General features: G+C 62.5%; 12 protein-coding genes. 7 read left to right on the top strand and 5 right to left on the bottom strand.

Features of this window, described 5'->3' with window-relative positions; genetic code table 11:
* From CO656_RS06595 to CO656_RS06570, 5 genes are all read right to left on the bottom strand, one after another.
* Positions 1-1,290, bottom strand: coding sequence for a DUF6638 family protein (locus CO656_RS06595; protein ID WP_097525227.1), 1,290 nt, complete (start codon positions 1,288-1,290; stop codon positions 1-3).
* Positions 1,291-1,309: 19 nt separating this feature from the next.
* A complete protein-coding gene (locus tag CO656_RS06590; RefSeq protein ID WP_097525226.1) occupies positions 1,310-3,226 on the bottom strand; it encodes an AAA family ATPase in 1,917 nt (638 codons plus the stop codon).
* A gap of 3 nt (positions 3,227-3,229) precedes the next feature.
* The gene (locus CO656_RS06585; RefSeq protein ID WP_097525225.1) at positions 3,230-4,378 is read right to left on the bottom strand and encodes a hypothetical protein; all 1,149 of its coding nucleotides are present in this window, start codon (positions 4,376-4,378) and stop codon (positions 3,230-3,232) included.
* Positions 4,379-4,439: 61 nt separating this feature from the next.
* Positions 4,440-5,528 (bottom strand): hypothetical protein, encoded by a 1,089-nt coding sequence (locus CO656_RS06580; RefSeq protein ID WP_097525224.1) that lies wholly within the window; start codon positions 5,526-5,528, stop codon positions 4,440-4,442.
* A 565-nt stretch (positions 5,529-6,093) separates the two neighbouring features.
* Complete coding sequence (locus CO656_RS06570) at positions 6,094-6,681, bottom strand: thymidine kinase (protein WP_037414865.1); 588 nt, start codon at positions 6,679-6,681, stop codon at positions 6,094-6,096.
* A 294-nt stretch (positions 6,682-6,975) separates the two neighbouring features.
* Here CO656_RS06570 and CO656_RS06565 point away from each other — a divergent pair, with 294 nt between their 5' ends.
* The 7 genes from CO656_RS06565 to ade all read left to right on the top strand — a co-directional run bounded on the left by CO656_RS06565 (position 6,976) and on the right by ade (position 14,591).
* Positions 6,976-7,932 carry a choline ABC transporter substrate-binding protein gene (locus CO656_RS06565; RefSeq protein ID WP_037414862.1) on the top strand — a complete coding sequence of 319 codons (957 nt, stop codon included), beginning with the start codon at positions 6,976-6,978 and terminating at the stop codon, positions 7,930-7,932.
* Between the two features lie 183 nt (positions 7,933-8,115).
* Positions 8,116-8,961 carry a choline ABC transporter permease subunit gene (choW, locus tag CO656_RS06560; protein WP_037414860.1) on the top strand — a complete coding sequence of 282 codons (846 nt, stop codon included), beginning with the start codon at positions 8,116-8,118 and terminating at the stop codon, positions 8,959-8,961.
* Positions 8,958-10,007 (top strand): choline ABC transporter ATP-binding protein, encoded by a 1,050-nt coding sequence (choV, locus tag CO656_RS06555; protein ID WP_037414858.1) that lies wholly within the window; start codon positions 8,958-8,960, stop codon positions 10,005-10,007. The genes choW and choV overlap by 4 nt, the downstream gene beginning before the upstream one ends.
* 82 nt (positions 10,008-10,089) lie before the next feature.
* Positions 10,090-10,833, top strand: coding sequence for a HugZ family protein (locus CO656_RS06550; protein ID WP_097525223.1), 744 nt, complete (start codon positions 10,090-10,092; stop codon positions 10,831-10,833).
* Between the two features lie 119 nt (positions 10,834-10,952).
* Entirely contained in the window at positions 10,953-11,297 is a 345-nt protein-coding gene (locus CO656_RS06545; RefSeq protein ID WP_037414853.1) for a metalloregulator ArsR/SmtB family transcription factor, read from the top strand.
* Between the two features lie 176 nt (positions 11,298-11,473).
* Positions 11,474-12,802, top strand: coding sequence for an aspartate aminotransferase family protein (locus tag CO656_RS06540; RefSeq protein WP_097525222.1), 1,329 nt, complete (start codon positions 11,474-11,476; stop codon positions 12,800-12,802).
* A gap of 91 nt (positions 12,803-12,893) precedes the next feature.
* Entirely contained in the window at positions 12,894-14,591 is a 1,698-nt protein-coding gene (ade, locus tag CO656_RS06535) for an adenine deaminase (protein WP_097525221.1), read from the top strand.
* The last annotated feature ends 117 nt before the right edge of the window (positions 14,592-14,708 follow it).

Genomic DNA, 14,708 nt, shown 5'->3' with positions numbered 1-14,708 from the left:
CTATTCCTCTTTGAGACCGTAGAGCTTGTGCCGGAAGGCGGTCTTGTCTTTCAGATATGTGCCCGTCAGGGTCGCCACAACATATTCGCGGAACTTTTCGCCGTAGTGTTCGTAGGCAGCATAAAAGCCCTGTTTGTCGAACACGAAGCGGGAGACGAAGTCGCGCGGGACGAGCTGCGAGACGAGTTGGTTGACCAGCCATTTGTCCGGATGGTCGGGAGCGGCCCGCACCAGCAGGAAACGGTTCTCCGGGGCGATCTCCTGCATCTTCACCGTCCCCGTTGCGGCGATCGCCCGCGCAACTTCCTGCAGGAACGGGTAGGTGCCATCGCGCGCCACCAGCGCGGCGTTGCGATGGATCCAGGTCTGTAGCCAGATTCGATCGGCATTCAGCAGATCCGCATCCGGATCGGCTTCGTTGATCAGCCCGCGGATTGCCATGTCGGCCCGGTGCTGGAAGAGGCCCGACTCCTGCACCCAGGAGGCCTGCGGCAGTTGCAGCCGGTTCGTCGTCGTCAGGAAGTCGTAGATGCGCGCGTAATCGCCGATCGCGATATAGCTCACCTGCCAGGGCCGCGAGCGCCTGAAGCCGGGCACGGAAGGATCGCAGATCACCGTCGTCGTCTTCTGGTCGAGGAAGACATAGACGCCGCCGAAATGATTGGCCCAGAAGGCCTCGTGCCGAAACACCAGCTCCTCTGGGACAAGAGCATTCTGGCGGATGTCGCCGGTCAGCTTGGCGAGTTCCACCATCCGGTCCAGCATGGCGTCGTCCGCCCACGCGTCCGGCACTTTCTTCAGCCGGTCGACGAGCTCCCGGAGCTCCGCCGCCTTTCCGAGCATGTCCTCGGCGGAAAGCACGCGGAAGCGGACCTCGTTGATCGACAGCAGATCGTCGATGTCCTCGACCACCGACACCGAATCCTCGATCTCGCCATAGAGCGCATCCTTGATGGTGACGGCGTTGATAGCCCGGCTGTTGGCGTTGAAGAACTCATGCATCAGCGCCGCGGTGTTGGAAAAGCTCGTATGGACCACCGGCAGGTCCGCCTGGGCGGGCGTCAGGATGATGAAGCGCCGGTTGACCCGGTTCGGATCGAGATAATCGCGGTCTCCGAGCTCCTCAGCAATTTCCGGCGAAAAGCCGGTCACATCGATGCTGAAGCGCTCGAGCGCCGTCGGCTTCAGCCCCAACCCTTCGAGCGCCTTGTTATAGCGCGCCACAAGATGCGGCTCGGAAATATCGAGCAGCCGCCCATAGATGAGCTCGGCTTCGACAAGGCGCTTCATGGGGCGATGTTCTCTTCTGTCATCCCTGCCATCGGCCCTCGCGCTTCATTGTCTCGATCTCGCGGATCGCCTTCTCGCGTTGCCGCTCGCGGCGGATGATTTCGGCAATGGCGGCGTCGTCCGACTTGTCGGTATAGCGGAATTCGCTATCGGCGTAGCGGTTGATCTCCTGCAGCACCATGTCGATGGTGATCGGGCCGCGCAGGTCCTCGATCATCGCCTTCTTCTCGTCGTAGGGTTTGTGCATGAAGGTGCCCGCATCCTTGAACCAGTCGTCCGGCAATTCGACGTCCATCGCCCGCATTTTGATCGCGTCGGTGATGTTGCGGATCGCCCGGCCGGTGAAGCGCGGCTCCGCCTCCTTGATCATGTGCAGATAGGCGCCGACATCGGCGAGCGAGGCGATCTTGCCCTTCTCCTTCTCGTAGCGTTCCCAAACCGCCGCAAGCCCGTCCTCCTGCGGCCGGGCATGGGCCGCATAGGATTGCGAGACGGCGCGCTTGATCTCCTGGCCGGCATAGAGATCGTGCTCCCCGAGCGGGATCTTGTGGTTCTTGCCGACGAGCAGCGCGAAGATGTCGATATAGTCGGCCTCCGTCTGCGGCCCGTCGACCAGCCAACGTGCGCCGGCGCGCTGGCGCAGGGCATCGTCGACATTCTCCGGATGGTTCGAGAACATGCCGAAGGTGCAATTGCCGCGCACCACTGTCGAGGCGCCGGCGAAGCTCTCCATCAGCACCGCCGTCACTTCGTGCTGGCCGGCGGAAGCGCGATCGTCGGAGCGCTTCGCCGTCACCTGATCGACGTCGTCGATCGTGCCGAAGCCGATTGCCCGCGGGTTCATCACGTTGTTGACGAACTCCTTGCAGTTCTGGCCCGATTTGCCCTGATAGGAGGAGATCTGGTCGACGCCGAAATTCTCGTAATGGAAGGCGTAGCCGGCGACACCGCAATAGTCGTGGAGCATGCCGGCAAGCATCTGGATCAGGATCGTCTTGCCGGTACCCGGCATGCCGTCGCCGATGAAGGTGAAGAGGAAGCCGCCGAGTTCGACGAAGGGATTCATCTGCCGGTCGAAGTCGTAGGCCATCAGCATCTTGGCAAGTTTCAGCGCCTGATACTTGGCAATGTGATTGCCGATGATCTCCTCCGGCTTCTTGAAGGTCATCACCAAGGGCTTGCGCTTCTGCCCGGGCGCGACATCGAAACCGTTCAGGGTGAAGTCATCCTGGTCGAGCCGGATGTGGACATTCTCGAAGTTCTGCAGCCCGGTCAAGCGCGCCTTGCGGGCAAGCAGCCCTTCGATCGCGACGCGAGAGAAGGCGCGGGCCCGCGCCGTCAAGGCCAGATCGTCCGGCGCACCGGCAAGACTGCGATCGAGCCCGGCGACCATGCTCTTCAGTGCGTCCTGGGGCGTATCGAAGAGGAAATCCGGCTCGGCGGCATCGTCGACCGGCTCGCCCTCACCCTGCAGCGTCGCGCCGAGATAGGCGGCAAGGGTGAAGGCGGCGATATAGGCGGCGGCCGAGAGCAGCGCCTTGAAATGACTTGCGTCTTCGCCGGAAAGCGGCGTGCCCGCGTTACGCGCCTGCAATTGTTCGAGATTCGTCTGCCGCGCGAAAACATCCGAAACCGCGAGCGCCACCTGGATGCCGCGCCGGGTACGGTAAAGCGCGGCGTGCTGGGCCGGCGAAAGCAGCGGATCGGCGCCGCGCACCGCTTGGATCGTCCGGGCGAGTTCCACCTCCCGGCTGCGGCGCTGGCCTCCCGTCGATACGGTCGAGACGAAACGGCGGCCGGTGCCGGCAAGGGGTGTGCCCGCCGATGGCTCATCCCGCTCGAGAATGACGAGCTTGGTGACGAGGCTCTGCGCCACCGCCTGATGCTTGGCGATGTCGTCCTCGTGCAGCGTCGTCAGGCCCGTGTTCAGCGTCATCGATCAAACCTCGCTCACCACCTGGTTGCCGGAGATAACATGCACCTTGTAGTCACCGAACACCTGCGCCGCCTCGCCTGCCGCGTAGAGCGCCTGATAGGCGTCGTGCGGCACCAGCGCATGCTTCTCGTAGGCGCTCACGCCCATGCGCGCGGCTTCGAGATTGCCGGTATCGATGTGAAACTCCTCCTGCGCCGGCGTCGTCGACCAGAAGCCACGCTCCGCCGGCCGCTCGGCCTTGGAGAAGACCTCCTGCACCGTCCAGGTCAAAAGCCAGGCATTCTCGGTCTTGCGCACCTTCGAGAGTATGTCGTTGATCCGCGCGTTGTTCTCCGTGATTCCAGCCGAATAGAACGGCCCGAGCACGATGCGCCGAAGCTGTTTTGGATGCAGTTCCGGAAAATCCCTGTCGAGATTGGTGGCGATCGTCACCGGCGTCAGCGAATAGGCGCTGTTCTTCGAGGCGAAATCGTCGAAACGGCTCGCCAGTTGCGGATTGAGCAGTCCGCCGACCGGCAGCGGGATCTCAATCTCCGGATTGAGCTTGCCGTCTTCGGTCACCAGCATCTCGACGATATTGTCGGAAGAATCCTCGACCGTCGCCATATAGATCATCGGCAGCGTCTGCGTGCCGTCGAAGGCGCCCCAGGCGACCACATAATAGGGCCGCATCTTCTTCGGGTTGACGGCGACCCGGATCGTCTCCGGCAGGATGAAAGGCGAGAAGATGTCGCCCTTGCCGATCTGCTCGAGATAGAGCCGTTCGGCCATGCGCGCCTGCAGCGCCTCCGGAAAGGCCTTTTGCCTGAGGATGAAATCGACCATTTCCTCGCGCAGCGCATCCGCGGAGGGAATGCTCGCCAGCCGCTTTTCCGCGCTCTGCCGGTCGTTCTCGAGCTCCAGCACGTTCTGGAAGACCGGAAAGCCGCTCTCGGCCCGCGAAATCCGGAAATGCTCTACGAATCCGATGCGATTCTCCCAGCAGGCAACCGATGCCTTCAGCCGGGCGAGATAGGGAACAATGACCTCGCCGACGACCGTGTTGCGGTAAAGCGGTGAATTGCGGTCGCCGAGAAACAGCTCGAGACCGGCCAATGCGGCCCTGATCGAGGTGAAATATTGCCTGACGGCAGGCGATACGGCGGTGTTCATGTAAACCCCTCCGGCATATGCCGAAAGGCGGTCGGAAAGCCGGTCATTGCCGCCTTGCCGATCACTGCTTCACGTAGTTTGCGGCATTGTGCTTGTCCATCACCGTCTGGAAGCGACGGGCAAAGGCGTCGTCGGCCAGTTTCTTGCGCCGCTGGATATCCTGGGTCGCGAGCATGTTCTTTTCATGCATTTCGAGAAGGTCGCCGATATGCCGCTGGGCGGCGGCGCCGATCCCGGCCATCGTTTCCTCGGCGGCGGTGTCGACCTGACTGCCGAGCGTATTGATCTTGTGAGCCACGTCCTGCTGCGCCGCGGTCTTCAGCGAATCTTCCAGCGACTTGTAGAGGACGATGCGCTGCTCCGTATCGATCGTCAGCTTGTTGATCAGCGTGTTCTGCGCGGCGATCTGATTGTTGAGCGAATCGACGAAGGTCTGGAACATCGCGGTATAGCGCTCGAGCGTCTGGCTCTCGGCGAGCAGTTCCTGTTCCTTGGCCTGTTTCTCGTTGTATTCCGTCGCCAGCCGCGAGCGCTCGGACTCGAGTTCGGTGCGGGTCGTTTGGTCCGTGGAAGCGGCGATCCGATTCTCGACGTCGAGCAGCAGAGGGTTGAGCTCCTCGATGCGCTTCTGGGTCTCCACCAGCGCAGCCATCGTGCCCTTGCGGCGCTCGATCACCTGGATGAGGCTCTGCTCGGAGGTCTTGTAGCGCTGGTCGAGGATCGCCTTCTGCTCCTTGAGGATGCCGACGATGGTGTCGGACTTGACGAGCAGTTCCTGAAGGTTTCCGGCGAGCGACATGTTGCGCACCCGGTCGGTGCGCATCCGCTGCATCGACTGCTTGGAGAACATGCCGATGAACTTCTCGTAACCCGTATAGTTTTTCATGCTCTCGAACTCGGCACCGAAGACGTTCGTTGCATCTTCGAGACCGATGATCAGATCGGCGATGTTGGCTTCCATCGCCTTCTGTTGTTTGAGGACGTCCTGAATGCGGGCGTTCTCGATGTCGAAATTGACATCGCCGAGCTTGGTGTCCGCCTTGGCGAATTGCTCTAGCACGACGCCCGACTGTTCGAGCTTGCCGCGCATCTCGTCGACGACACTGCGCGTCTTGGCGATTTCGGCGTCAAAATTCTGAAGAGTGGCCATGTCCTATCCCCTTTGTCCGTCCGGGCGGCTGTGCCCGCGGACCAATCTGCTCAGCCCTTGATTGCAGTTATATAAAGGGTGTTTAGCAGGTCAGGACAAGAGACGCCGGCGGGCTTTTTTCGCAGGTAAGGCGAGGCTGCGCGGTCCGCTCATTGGCCGGCGGTGGGATTTTTGAGATAGGCGATAAGTCGACAATGTCCGACGGCCTCCTCAGTCCCGGAAAACTCATTCTGGTGCCGCTTACCAGAGTCCGTGGGCTCAACAGATATTCGGAGAGCGTAACCTCGTCCCACACTTTACCTTGAGTGCCGAACGCCTTCATTGCATCGGAATAGTTGTAGCCGCCGAACGAAGCGACGGGACGGCCGACAACGCCCATCAGGGCTCGGTCCCACCCGGTTCGCCGGTTCCGTCGCCGGAGGGCAGGCACTGCATTTCCGAAAGACCGCGGCGCCCGCCCTGGCGTCGCCATCTGCCAGGCTCGGTGTCGCGACGAAGGCGAGACAGGTGGCGAAGGCGACGGACCGCATGCTTGGAACTCCCATTGAAGATCGGGGCGCCGCCGTCAGCCGGCGCGCATCTCGTCTTCCCAATGGCGGCGGCAGAAGGAGACGTATTTCTCATTGCCGCCGACATCGACCTGCGCCCCCTCGCGCATGACCTTGCCGTTGCCGTCGAGGCGTACGACCATCGTCGCCTTGCGTCCGCAATGGCAGATCGTCCTGACCTCGCGCAACTCGTCGGCAATCGCCAGCAACGCCATAGAACCCGGAAAGAGCTTCCCCTGAAAATCCGTTCTCAAGCCATAGGCCATGACCGGAATGCCGAGGCGATCGGCGACGCGCGCGAGCTGCCACACCTGGTCCTCGCCGAGGAACTGCGCCTCGTCGACGAAGACGCAGGCGATCTGGCCGGATCCGTCGCCGTTCAGCCGCTCGACGAGTTTGAAGAGGTCGTCCTTCCCACGGAACGGGATCCCCTCCGATTGGAGCCCGATGCGCGATGCGATGCGCCCCGTGCCTGCCCGATCGTCGAAGGCGGCGATCAGCATCACGACGCGCATGCCGCGCTCCTGATAGTTGTAGGCGGCCTGCAGGAGCAGCGTGCTCTTGCCCGCATTCATCGTCGCGTAGCTGAAATAGAGTTTGGCCATGACCAGGGTTCCCAGACGTCGTCTCCGCTACATGACCTTGCAAAGAGCTGATGACCAGAGCGCGTCGGCGCGACCCACAGATTTTCGCCGTCGGCGGAAATTGGTCCACCCGCGCCGCTCGTGAGCCTATCAATGTTTGTGGAGCGCCATTTCGCAGGCATTGCGACATTCAGCGTCGTTTTGTGCATCCCCTCAATGGAATGAGACAATACACTTCCCTCGACGCCAAGGCCTTGAATTCGGGGCGCATTGGTGTTTGGCTAAAAAAAGAACACAGGCAGGGGAACGACAACGATGACAAGGACATTCTCGCTCAAATTCATGCTGGCAGGTGCCATCTGCATGGCGGCCTTGACCGCCGGCAATGCGGCCGCGGCCGAGGCGGAAAGCTGCGGCACCGTCCGCTTCTCCGACGTCGGCTGGACGGACATCACCGCCACGACGGCGACGGCAACCACCATCCTTGAGGCGCTCGGCTACGAGACTGACGTCAAGGTGCTTTCGGTCCCCGTTACCTACACGTCGCTGAAGAACAAGGATATCGATGTCTTCCTCGGCAACTGGATGCCGACCATGGAAGCCGACATCAAACCCTATCGCGACGACAAATCGGTCGAAACCGTCCGCCAAAATCTCGAAGGCGCCAAATACACGCTGGCGACCAACGCCAAGGGTGCTGAGCTCGGCATCAAGGACTTCAAGGACATCGCCGCCCACAAGGATGCGCTCGAGGGCAAGATCTACGGCATCGAGCCTGGCAATGACGGCAACCGCCTGATCATCGACATGGTCGAGAAGGGAACGTTCGATCTCAAGGGCTTCGAGGTCGTCGAATCCTCCGAACAGGGCATGCTGGCGCAGGTGGCGCGCGCCGAGAAGGACGGCGAGCCGATCGTCTTCCTCGGCTGGGAGCCGCATCCAATGAACGCCAACTTCAAGCTTACCTACCTCTCGGGCGGCGACGACATCTTCGGCCCGAACTTCGGCGGCGCCACGGTGCACACCAATGTGCGCGCCGGCTATACGACCGAATGCCCGAATGTCGGCGCCTTGCTCAAGAACCTGAACTTCTCGCTTGAGATGGAAAACGAGATCATGGGCAAGATCCTGAACGACGGCGAAGATCCGGAGAAGGCCGCTGCCGCCTGGCTGAAGGACAACCCCTCTGCCATCGAGCCCTGGCTTGCCGGCGTGACCACCAAGGATGGTGGCGACGGACTGGCTGCGGTGAAGTCCGAACTCGGCCTCTGATTGCGTGGCGCCGCGCGGCCGCCCGCCGCGCATAGGTCGCTGCAGCACTCAAAAATTGCTGCATGCCTCTGTCCTCAAATCGGCTGTGATTGAAGGAAACCATGCAGTCGGGCGGGAACCTCCCCGCCCTTCCACCGCTTCATGCGATCCAGTGTTTGACCCTGACAAGAGGGATCCAGTTTCGTGGAATTTCTAACTGATAATCGCATCCCGATCGGCGGCTGGGCCAAGGCGTTCGTCGACTGGCTGACGACGAATTTCGAACTGTTCTTCGACCAGCTCGCAAATCTGCTTTCAGGCATCATCGCCGTCCTGCTCTACATCCTCCAGACACCGCACCCGCTCATCGTCATCGCGGTCGTGACCGCCCTGGCCTGGTGGTTTCGCCGCTCGGTCGGCATCGCCGCATTCACCTGTCTTGGGCTGCTCCTGATCGTCAACCAGGGCTACTGGCAGGAAACCACGGAGACGCTGGCGCTGGTGCTCGCGGCCAGCTTCGTCAGCATGGCCGTCGGCGTGCCCCTTGGCATCGTCGCTGCGCGGCGTGCCTGGGTCTACTCGATCATGCGGCCGATCCTCGACCTGATGCAGACGATCCCGACCTTCGTCTATCTCATTCCGGCGCTGATCCTGTTCGGTCTCGGCATGGTGCCCGGGCTGATCGCCACGGTCATTTTCGCCATTCCCGCGCCGATCCGCCTGACGCGCCTTGGCATCATCTCGACGCCGCCGTCACTGGTCGAGGCCGCCGAGTCCTTCGGCGCCACGCCATGGCAGGTGCTGCGCAAGGTCGAGATTCCCTTCGCCATGCCGCAGATCATGGCCGGGCTGACGCAGACGATCATGCTGTCGCTGTCGATGGTGGTCATTGCCGCGCTCGTCGGTGCCGACGGCCTCGGCGTGCCGGTCCTTCGGGCGCTGAACACGGTCAATATCGCCAGGGGCTTCGAGTCTGGTCTCTGTATCGTCATCCTGGCGATCGTCCTCGACCGTCTTTTCCGCTCGTCCGATGAAGGAGAAGGCGCATGACCGAAGCCGTCGTTTTCAAGAATGTCGACATCATCTTCGGCAAGAACCCCCAGCCTGCCCTTCAGATGGTCGATCAGGGCAAGACGCGCGACGAGATCGGCGCTGCCACCGGCCTCGTGCTCGGCGTGGCCGGCGCCTCGCTGGCAATCCACGAAGGCGAGATCCTCGTGCTAATGGGCCTGTCCGGCTCCGGCAAGTCGACGCTGCTGAGAGCCGTCAACGGCCTTGCCCCGGTCGTTCGCGGCGAGGTCGAGGTCAAGACTTCGAGCGCACCGCTGAACCCCTATCGTTGCAACGCCAAGGCCTTGCGCGACTTCCGCATGCACACGGTGTCGATGGTGTTCCAGCAGTTCGCCCTGCTTCCCTGGCGCACGGTGGCCGACAATGTCGGCTTCGGCCTCGAACTGGCCGGCGTCGGCGATGCGGAGCGAAAGAAGCGCGTCGGCGAACAGCTCGAACTCGTCAATCTGACCAAGTGGGCAGACCGCAAGGTCAACGAGCTTTCGGGCGGCATGCAGCAGCGCGTCGGTCTTGCGCGGGCCTTCGCCACCGGCGCTCCCATCCTGCTGATGGACGAGCCTTTCTCGGCGCTCGACCCGCTGATCCGCACGCGCCTGCAGGACGAACTGCTAGAGTTCCAGCGGCGGCTGAAGAAGACGATCATCTTCGTCAGCCACGATCTCGACGAGGCCTTTCGCATCGGCAACCGCATCGCCATCATGGAAGGCGGGCGGATCATCCAGTGCGGTACGCCGCAGGAGATCGTCAAGAATCCCGCCAACCAATACGTGGCCGACTTCGTCCAGCACATGAACCCGATCACCATGCTGACGGCAAAGGACGTGATGCAGTCCGGCGTCGGGCGGACCGCTGCCACGACCGGCGTGACGGCGACCGCCAAGCCGACGACGCCGCTCGTCGACATCCTCGACGCCATGTCCCGCCAGCCGGGCAGCATCGGCGTCGTCGATAACGGCGCTGTGGTCGGGACCATCGACGCCCAAAACATCGTCGAAGGCCTGACGCGTCACCGCAGCAAAGATTGACGCCACGAAGCGCGGGGTTCAAAAGAAGCCTGGAGCAGCCGCTCCGGGCTTTTTTGTTTTGACTGACCCGAGGAAGCGCATCATGAGCGACAAACCGAACGTCTTGAGAGAGACCGACGACGAGGCGCGCAGGCTTGCCCGGGTGTTGCTCCGATCCGCGCGCAGCGGCGCGCTGGCTGTGCTCGAACCCGACGGCAGCGGCTTTCCCTTCGTCAGCCGCGCCTTGATCGGCATCGATATCGACGGCGCGCCGGTCATTCTCGTCTCACGGCTTTCGACCCATACCCAGGCGCTCCTTGCCGACCGACGCGCCTCACTGCTGACCGGCGAGCCGGGCAAGGGCGACCCCCTAGCCCATCCCCGCCTCACCCTGCAGTGCGAGGCCGAAGAGGTTGCGCGCGACAGCGCCTCGCATGGCCGCATCCGCGAGCGTTTTCTGCGCCGCCATCCCAAGGCCCGGCTCTATGTCGATTTTCCCGATTTCGGCTTTTTCCGCCTGGCGCCGCTGCGCGCCAGCCTCAATGGCGGTTTCGGCCGCGCCTATGTGCTGACTGGCGAGGATCTCGTCATCGTTTCGCCCGCGGCCGCCGCGCTCGCCGAGATGGAGAGCAGCGCCATCGAGCATATGAACTCCGATCACCGGGACGCGGTGAAGCATTATGCGACCGTCCACTGCCGCGCCGGCGATGGCGACTGGAAGATCGTCGGGATCGACTCGGCTGGCCTCGACCTTTCCGACGGGGAGAGACTGCAGCGCCTGGAATTCGACGCCGTTCTCGAGGACACGGCCCAGTTGCGGCCGATTTTGAAAAAACTTAACGGTTAATCGGCACTTAGCTACCCCCAATTCTTGCAGTGGGTGGTTGCCCTTTTATGCATCACGTCTAATTATCGTGCTTCGTAAAACATAACTACGTGTGATGTAATTCTCGCATGGAGCACGCAATGCAGCCTCTTTCGCCTGAAAAACATGAGGAAGCGGAAATAGCAGCCGGTTTCCTCTCGGCCATGGCAAATCCAAAACGCCTGCTCATTCTCGACTCGCTGGTCAAGGAAGAAATGGCGGTAGGCGCATTGGCCAACAAGGTCGGGCTGAGCCAGTCGGCTCTTTCCCAGCACCTCTCGAAGTTGCGTGCCCAGAATCTGGTTAGCACCCGTCGTGACGCCCAGACGATCTATTATTCGAGTTCGTCCGAGGCGGTCATGAGGATTTTGGGCGCACTCACGGAGATTTACGGAGCCCCCACGAGCGTCGTCATAGAAAAGCCCTTCGTGCGCAAGTCGGCGTAACTCCCAAGACGCCGACAAGAGCTGCAAGGCCAAAGCCCCGACGAGCAATCGCGGGGCTTATTTCTTGCGCGCCGGCAGGCTTGACGCTCACAGGGGCACTGATAATTTGACCAACAGGTAAAAGAATTCGGACCCCAGCCGACTTTTCGCGCTGGACGCCCCCGAGGAGAACAGACATGTCGAACCGCCTGAACACCACCCCGAACGATCTCCGCGCCTTTTGGATGCCCTTCACCGCCAATCGGCAGTTCAAGAAGGAGCCGCGGCTCTTCGTCGGCGCCAAGGACATGTACTACACCACCCATGACGGGCGGACCGTGCTCGATGGCACGGCCGGTCTCTGGTGCGTCAATGCCGGTCACTGTCGGCCGAAGATCACCGAGGCGATCCGCGAACAGGCGGGCGAACTCGATTATGCGCCGGCCTTTCAGCTCGGCCATCCGAAGGCCTTCGAGCTCGCCAACCGGCTCGTCGACATCGCACCGGAAGGTCTGAACCACGTCCTCTACACCAATTCCGGTTCGGAATCGGTCGACACCGCGCTGAAAGTCGCGCTCGCCTATCACCGCGCCAAGGGCAACGGCTCGCGCTTCCGCCTCATCGGCCGCGAGCGCGGCTATCACGGCGTCAATTTCGGCGGCATTTCGGTCGGCGGCATCGTCGCCAACCGCAAGATGTTCGGCACGCTGCTGACGGGCGTCGACCATTTGCCGCATACGCACCTGCCGGGGAAGAACGCCTTTGCCCGCGGCGAGCCCGAGCACGGGGCCGATCTTGCGAGCGAACTGGAGCGGATCGTCACCCTCCACGACGCCTCGACTGTCGCCGCGGTCATCGTCGAGCCGGTCGCCGGCTCCACCGGCGTGCTCATCCCGCCGAAGGGCTACCTCCAGAAGCTGCGCGAGATCTGCACCAAGCACGGCATCCTGCTGATCTTCGACGAGGTCATCACCGGCTATGGCCGTCTCGGCACGCCTTTTGCCGCGCAATATTTCGACGTCAAGCCAGATATCATCACCACCGCCAAGGGCCTGACCAACGGCGTGATCCCGATGGGCGCAGTGTTCGTCACCTCGGAAATCCACGACGCCTTCATGACCGGCCCGGAGCATCTGATCGAGTTCTTCCACGGCTACACCTATTCCGGCAACCCGATCGCGTCTGCCGCGGCACTCGGAACGCTCGACACCTACAAGGAAGAGGGTCTGCTGACGCGCGCCGCCGATCTCGCGCCCTACTGGGAGGAGGCGCTGCATTCGCTGAAGGACTGCCCGCATGTGATCGACATCCGCAATATCGGCCTGATCGGCGCGATCGAGCTCGAGCCGATCGCCGGCGAGCCGACGAAGCGCGCCTTCTCCGCCTTCCTAAAGGCCTACGAGAAAGGCCTGTTGATCCGCACGACCGGCGACATCATCGCGCTGTCGCCGCCGCTGATCATCGAAAAGCAGCAGATCGACGAACTCTTCGACAAGCTGCGCGACGTCTTGAAGAACAATATCTGAGACATCTCCGCGTTATTTGCGAAGCCCTTTCCCCGCCTCAGGGGAGAGGGGTATTGTCATCGGCAAAGCAGCAAAGGGGCGAGGTGCAGGCATGTCCGAGGCGCTGGAACGGTTCATCGATCAGGGCGTCGGCCGCAAGCCGGCCGACATCGTGCTCAAGGGCGGGCGCTTCTTCGATCTCGTCACCGGCGAACTCGTCGCTTCCGACATTGCCATCTCCGGCGACCGGATCGTCGGAACCTGCGGCGACTACGAGGGCTGCGAGGAAATCGACATCTCCGGTCGCATCATCGTCCCGGGCTTCATCGACACGCATCTGCACATCGAGTCCTCGCTCGTCACCCCGCACGAATTCGACCGTTGCGTCCTGCCGCTCGGCGTCACCACGGCGATCTGCGACCCGCACGAGATCGCCAACGTGCTCGGCACCGAGGGTATCCAGTTCTTCCTGGACTCGGCGATGGAAACGATCATGGACATCCGCGTCCAGCTTTCCTCCTGCGTGCCGGCAACGCATCTGGAGACGGCCGGTGCCGACCTGCCGATCGAGCGGCTTACGCCGTTTCGCCATCACCCCAAGGTGATCGGCCTTGCCGAGTTCATGAATTTCCCCGGCGTCATCCACAAGGATCCGGTCTGCCTCGCCAAGCTCGACGCCTTCCAGGGCGGCCACATCGACGGCCATGCGCCGCTGTTGCGCGGCAAGGAACTGAATGGTTACCTCGCGACCGGCATCCGCACCGACCACGAATGCACGAGCGCCGAGGAAGCCCTCGAAAAGATCCGCAAGGGCATGCACATCCTCGTGCGCGAAGGTTCGGTGTCGAAAGACCTGCATGCCTTGATGCCGATCATCACCGAGCGGCTATCGCCTTATCTGGCGCTCTGCACCGACGATCGCAACCCGCTCGACATCGCCGAGCAGGGCCATCTCGACCACATGATCCGCACGGCGATCGCGGCGGGCGTCGAGCCGCTGGCGGTCTATCGCGCCGCCTCGATCTCGGCGGCGCGTGCCTTCGGTCTCAGCGACCGCGGCCTGGTAGCGCCCGGCTGGCGGGCCGATCTCGTGGTCGTCGACAGCCTGGAGACCTGCAGGGCCGGGATGGTCTTCTCCGCCGGGAAACGCGTGACCGGCGCGCTCTTTGCCCGCCGCAAGCCGGTCGAGCCGGTGGGGCTCGACAGCGTCAAGGCGCGAGAGGTCAAGGCGGCGGATTTCGCCGTGCCCTACAGCGAGGGCGAGACCTCGGTGATCGGCGTGCTGCCGGGAAAGATCATCACCGAGCATCGACGCTTTCGGCTGCCGGCCGAGGGCAACCAGACAGGGCCCGATCTCGGCCGCGACATCATCAAGGTCGCCGTCATCGAGCGCCACGGCATCAACGGCAACCATGCCAACGGCTTCGTTCAGGGCTTCGGCCTGAAGAAGGGCGCGATCGCCTCCACCGTCGGCCATGACAGCCACAATATCTGCGTCGTCGGCGTCGGAGACGAAGACATGGCACTTGCCGCCAATCGCCTCGCCGAGATCAGGGGCGGTTTCGTCGTCGTCGAAGACGGCCGAGTGACCGGCGAGATCGCCTTGCCGATTGCCGGACTGATGAGCCTCGAGCCCTATGAGCGGGTGCGCGACATCCTCCACCACCTGCGCCAGGCCGCCTTCGCGCTTGGCGCGACGCTGGAGGAGCCTTTCCTGCAACTCGCCTTCCTGCCGCTGCCGGTGATACCGCACCTCAAGATTTCGGACCGCGGGCTGGTGGATGTGGACAAGTTTGCGCTGATTGGCTGAGACTACTGACACGATGACCTGCTGACGGAATGCCGCCCTCTCCACACTTGTCATCCTCGGGCTTGACCCGAGGATCCATTCACAAGGCCGCCCGTGGCACATTGACCACGACGCGAT

Source organism: Sinorhizobium sp. FG01 (genome assembly GCF_002531875.1).
Classification (GTDB): domain Bacteria; phylum Pseudomonadota; class Alphaproteobacteria; order Rhizobiales; family Rhizobiaceae; genus Sinorhizobium; species Sinorhizobium fredii_C.
This window is presented reverse-complemented; position numbering and strand designations above follow the sequence as displayed.

Bases quoted from the DNA above. Each gene is read 5' to 3' on its own strand.
- CO656_RS06595 (WP_097525227.1), bottom strand. From the start codon at position 1,290: ATGAAGCGCCTTGTCGAAGCCGAGCTCATCTATGGGCGGCTGCTCGAT.
- CO656_RS06590 (WP_097525226.1), bottom strand. From the start codon at position 3,226: ATGACGCTGAACACGGGCCTGACGACGCTGCACGAGGACGACATCGCC.
- CO656_RS06585 (WP_097525225.1), bottom strand. From the start codon at position 4,378: ATGAACACCGCCGTATCGCCTGCCGTCAGGCAATATTTCACCTCGATC.
- CO656_RS06580 (WP_097525224.1), bottom strand. From the start codon at position 5,528: ATGGCCACTCTTCAGAATTTTGACGCCGAAATCGCCAAGACGCGCAGT.
- CO656_RS06570 (WP_037414865.1), bottom strand. From the start codon at position 6,681: ATGGCCAAACTCTATTTCAGCTACGCGACGATGAATGCGGGCAAGAGC.
- CO656_RS06565 (WP_037414862.1), top strand. From the start codon at position 6,976: ATGACAAGGACATTCTCGCTCAAATTCATGCTGGCAGGTGCCATCTGC.
- choV (WP_037414858.1), top strand. From the start codon at position 8,958: ATGACCGAAGCCGTCGTTTTCAAGAATGTCGACATCATCTTCGGCAAG.
- CO656_RS06550 (WP_097525223.1), top strand. From the start codon at position 10,090: ATGAGCGACAAACCGAACGTCTTGAGAGAGACCGACGACGAGGCGCGC.
- CO656_RS06545 (WP_037414853.1), top strand. From the start codon at position 10,953: ATGCAGCCTCTTTCGCCTGAAAAACATGAGGAAGCGGAAATAGCAGCC.
- CO656_RS06540 (WP_097525222.1), top strand. From the start codon at position 11,474: ATGTCGAACCGCCTGAACACCACCCCGAACGATCTCCGCGCCTTTTGG.
- ade (WP_097525221.1), top strand. From the start codon at position 12,894: ATGTCCGAGGCGCTGGAACGGTTCATCGATCAGGGCGTCGGCCGCAAG.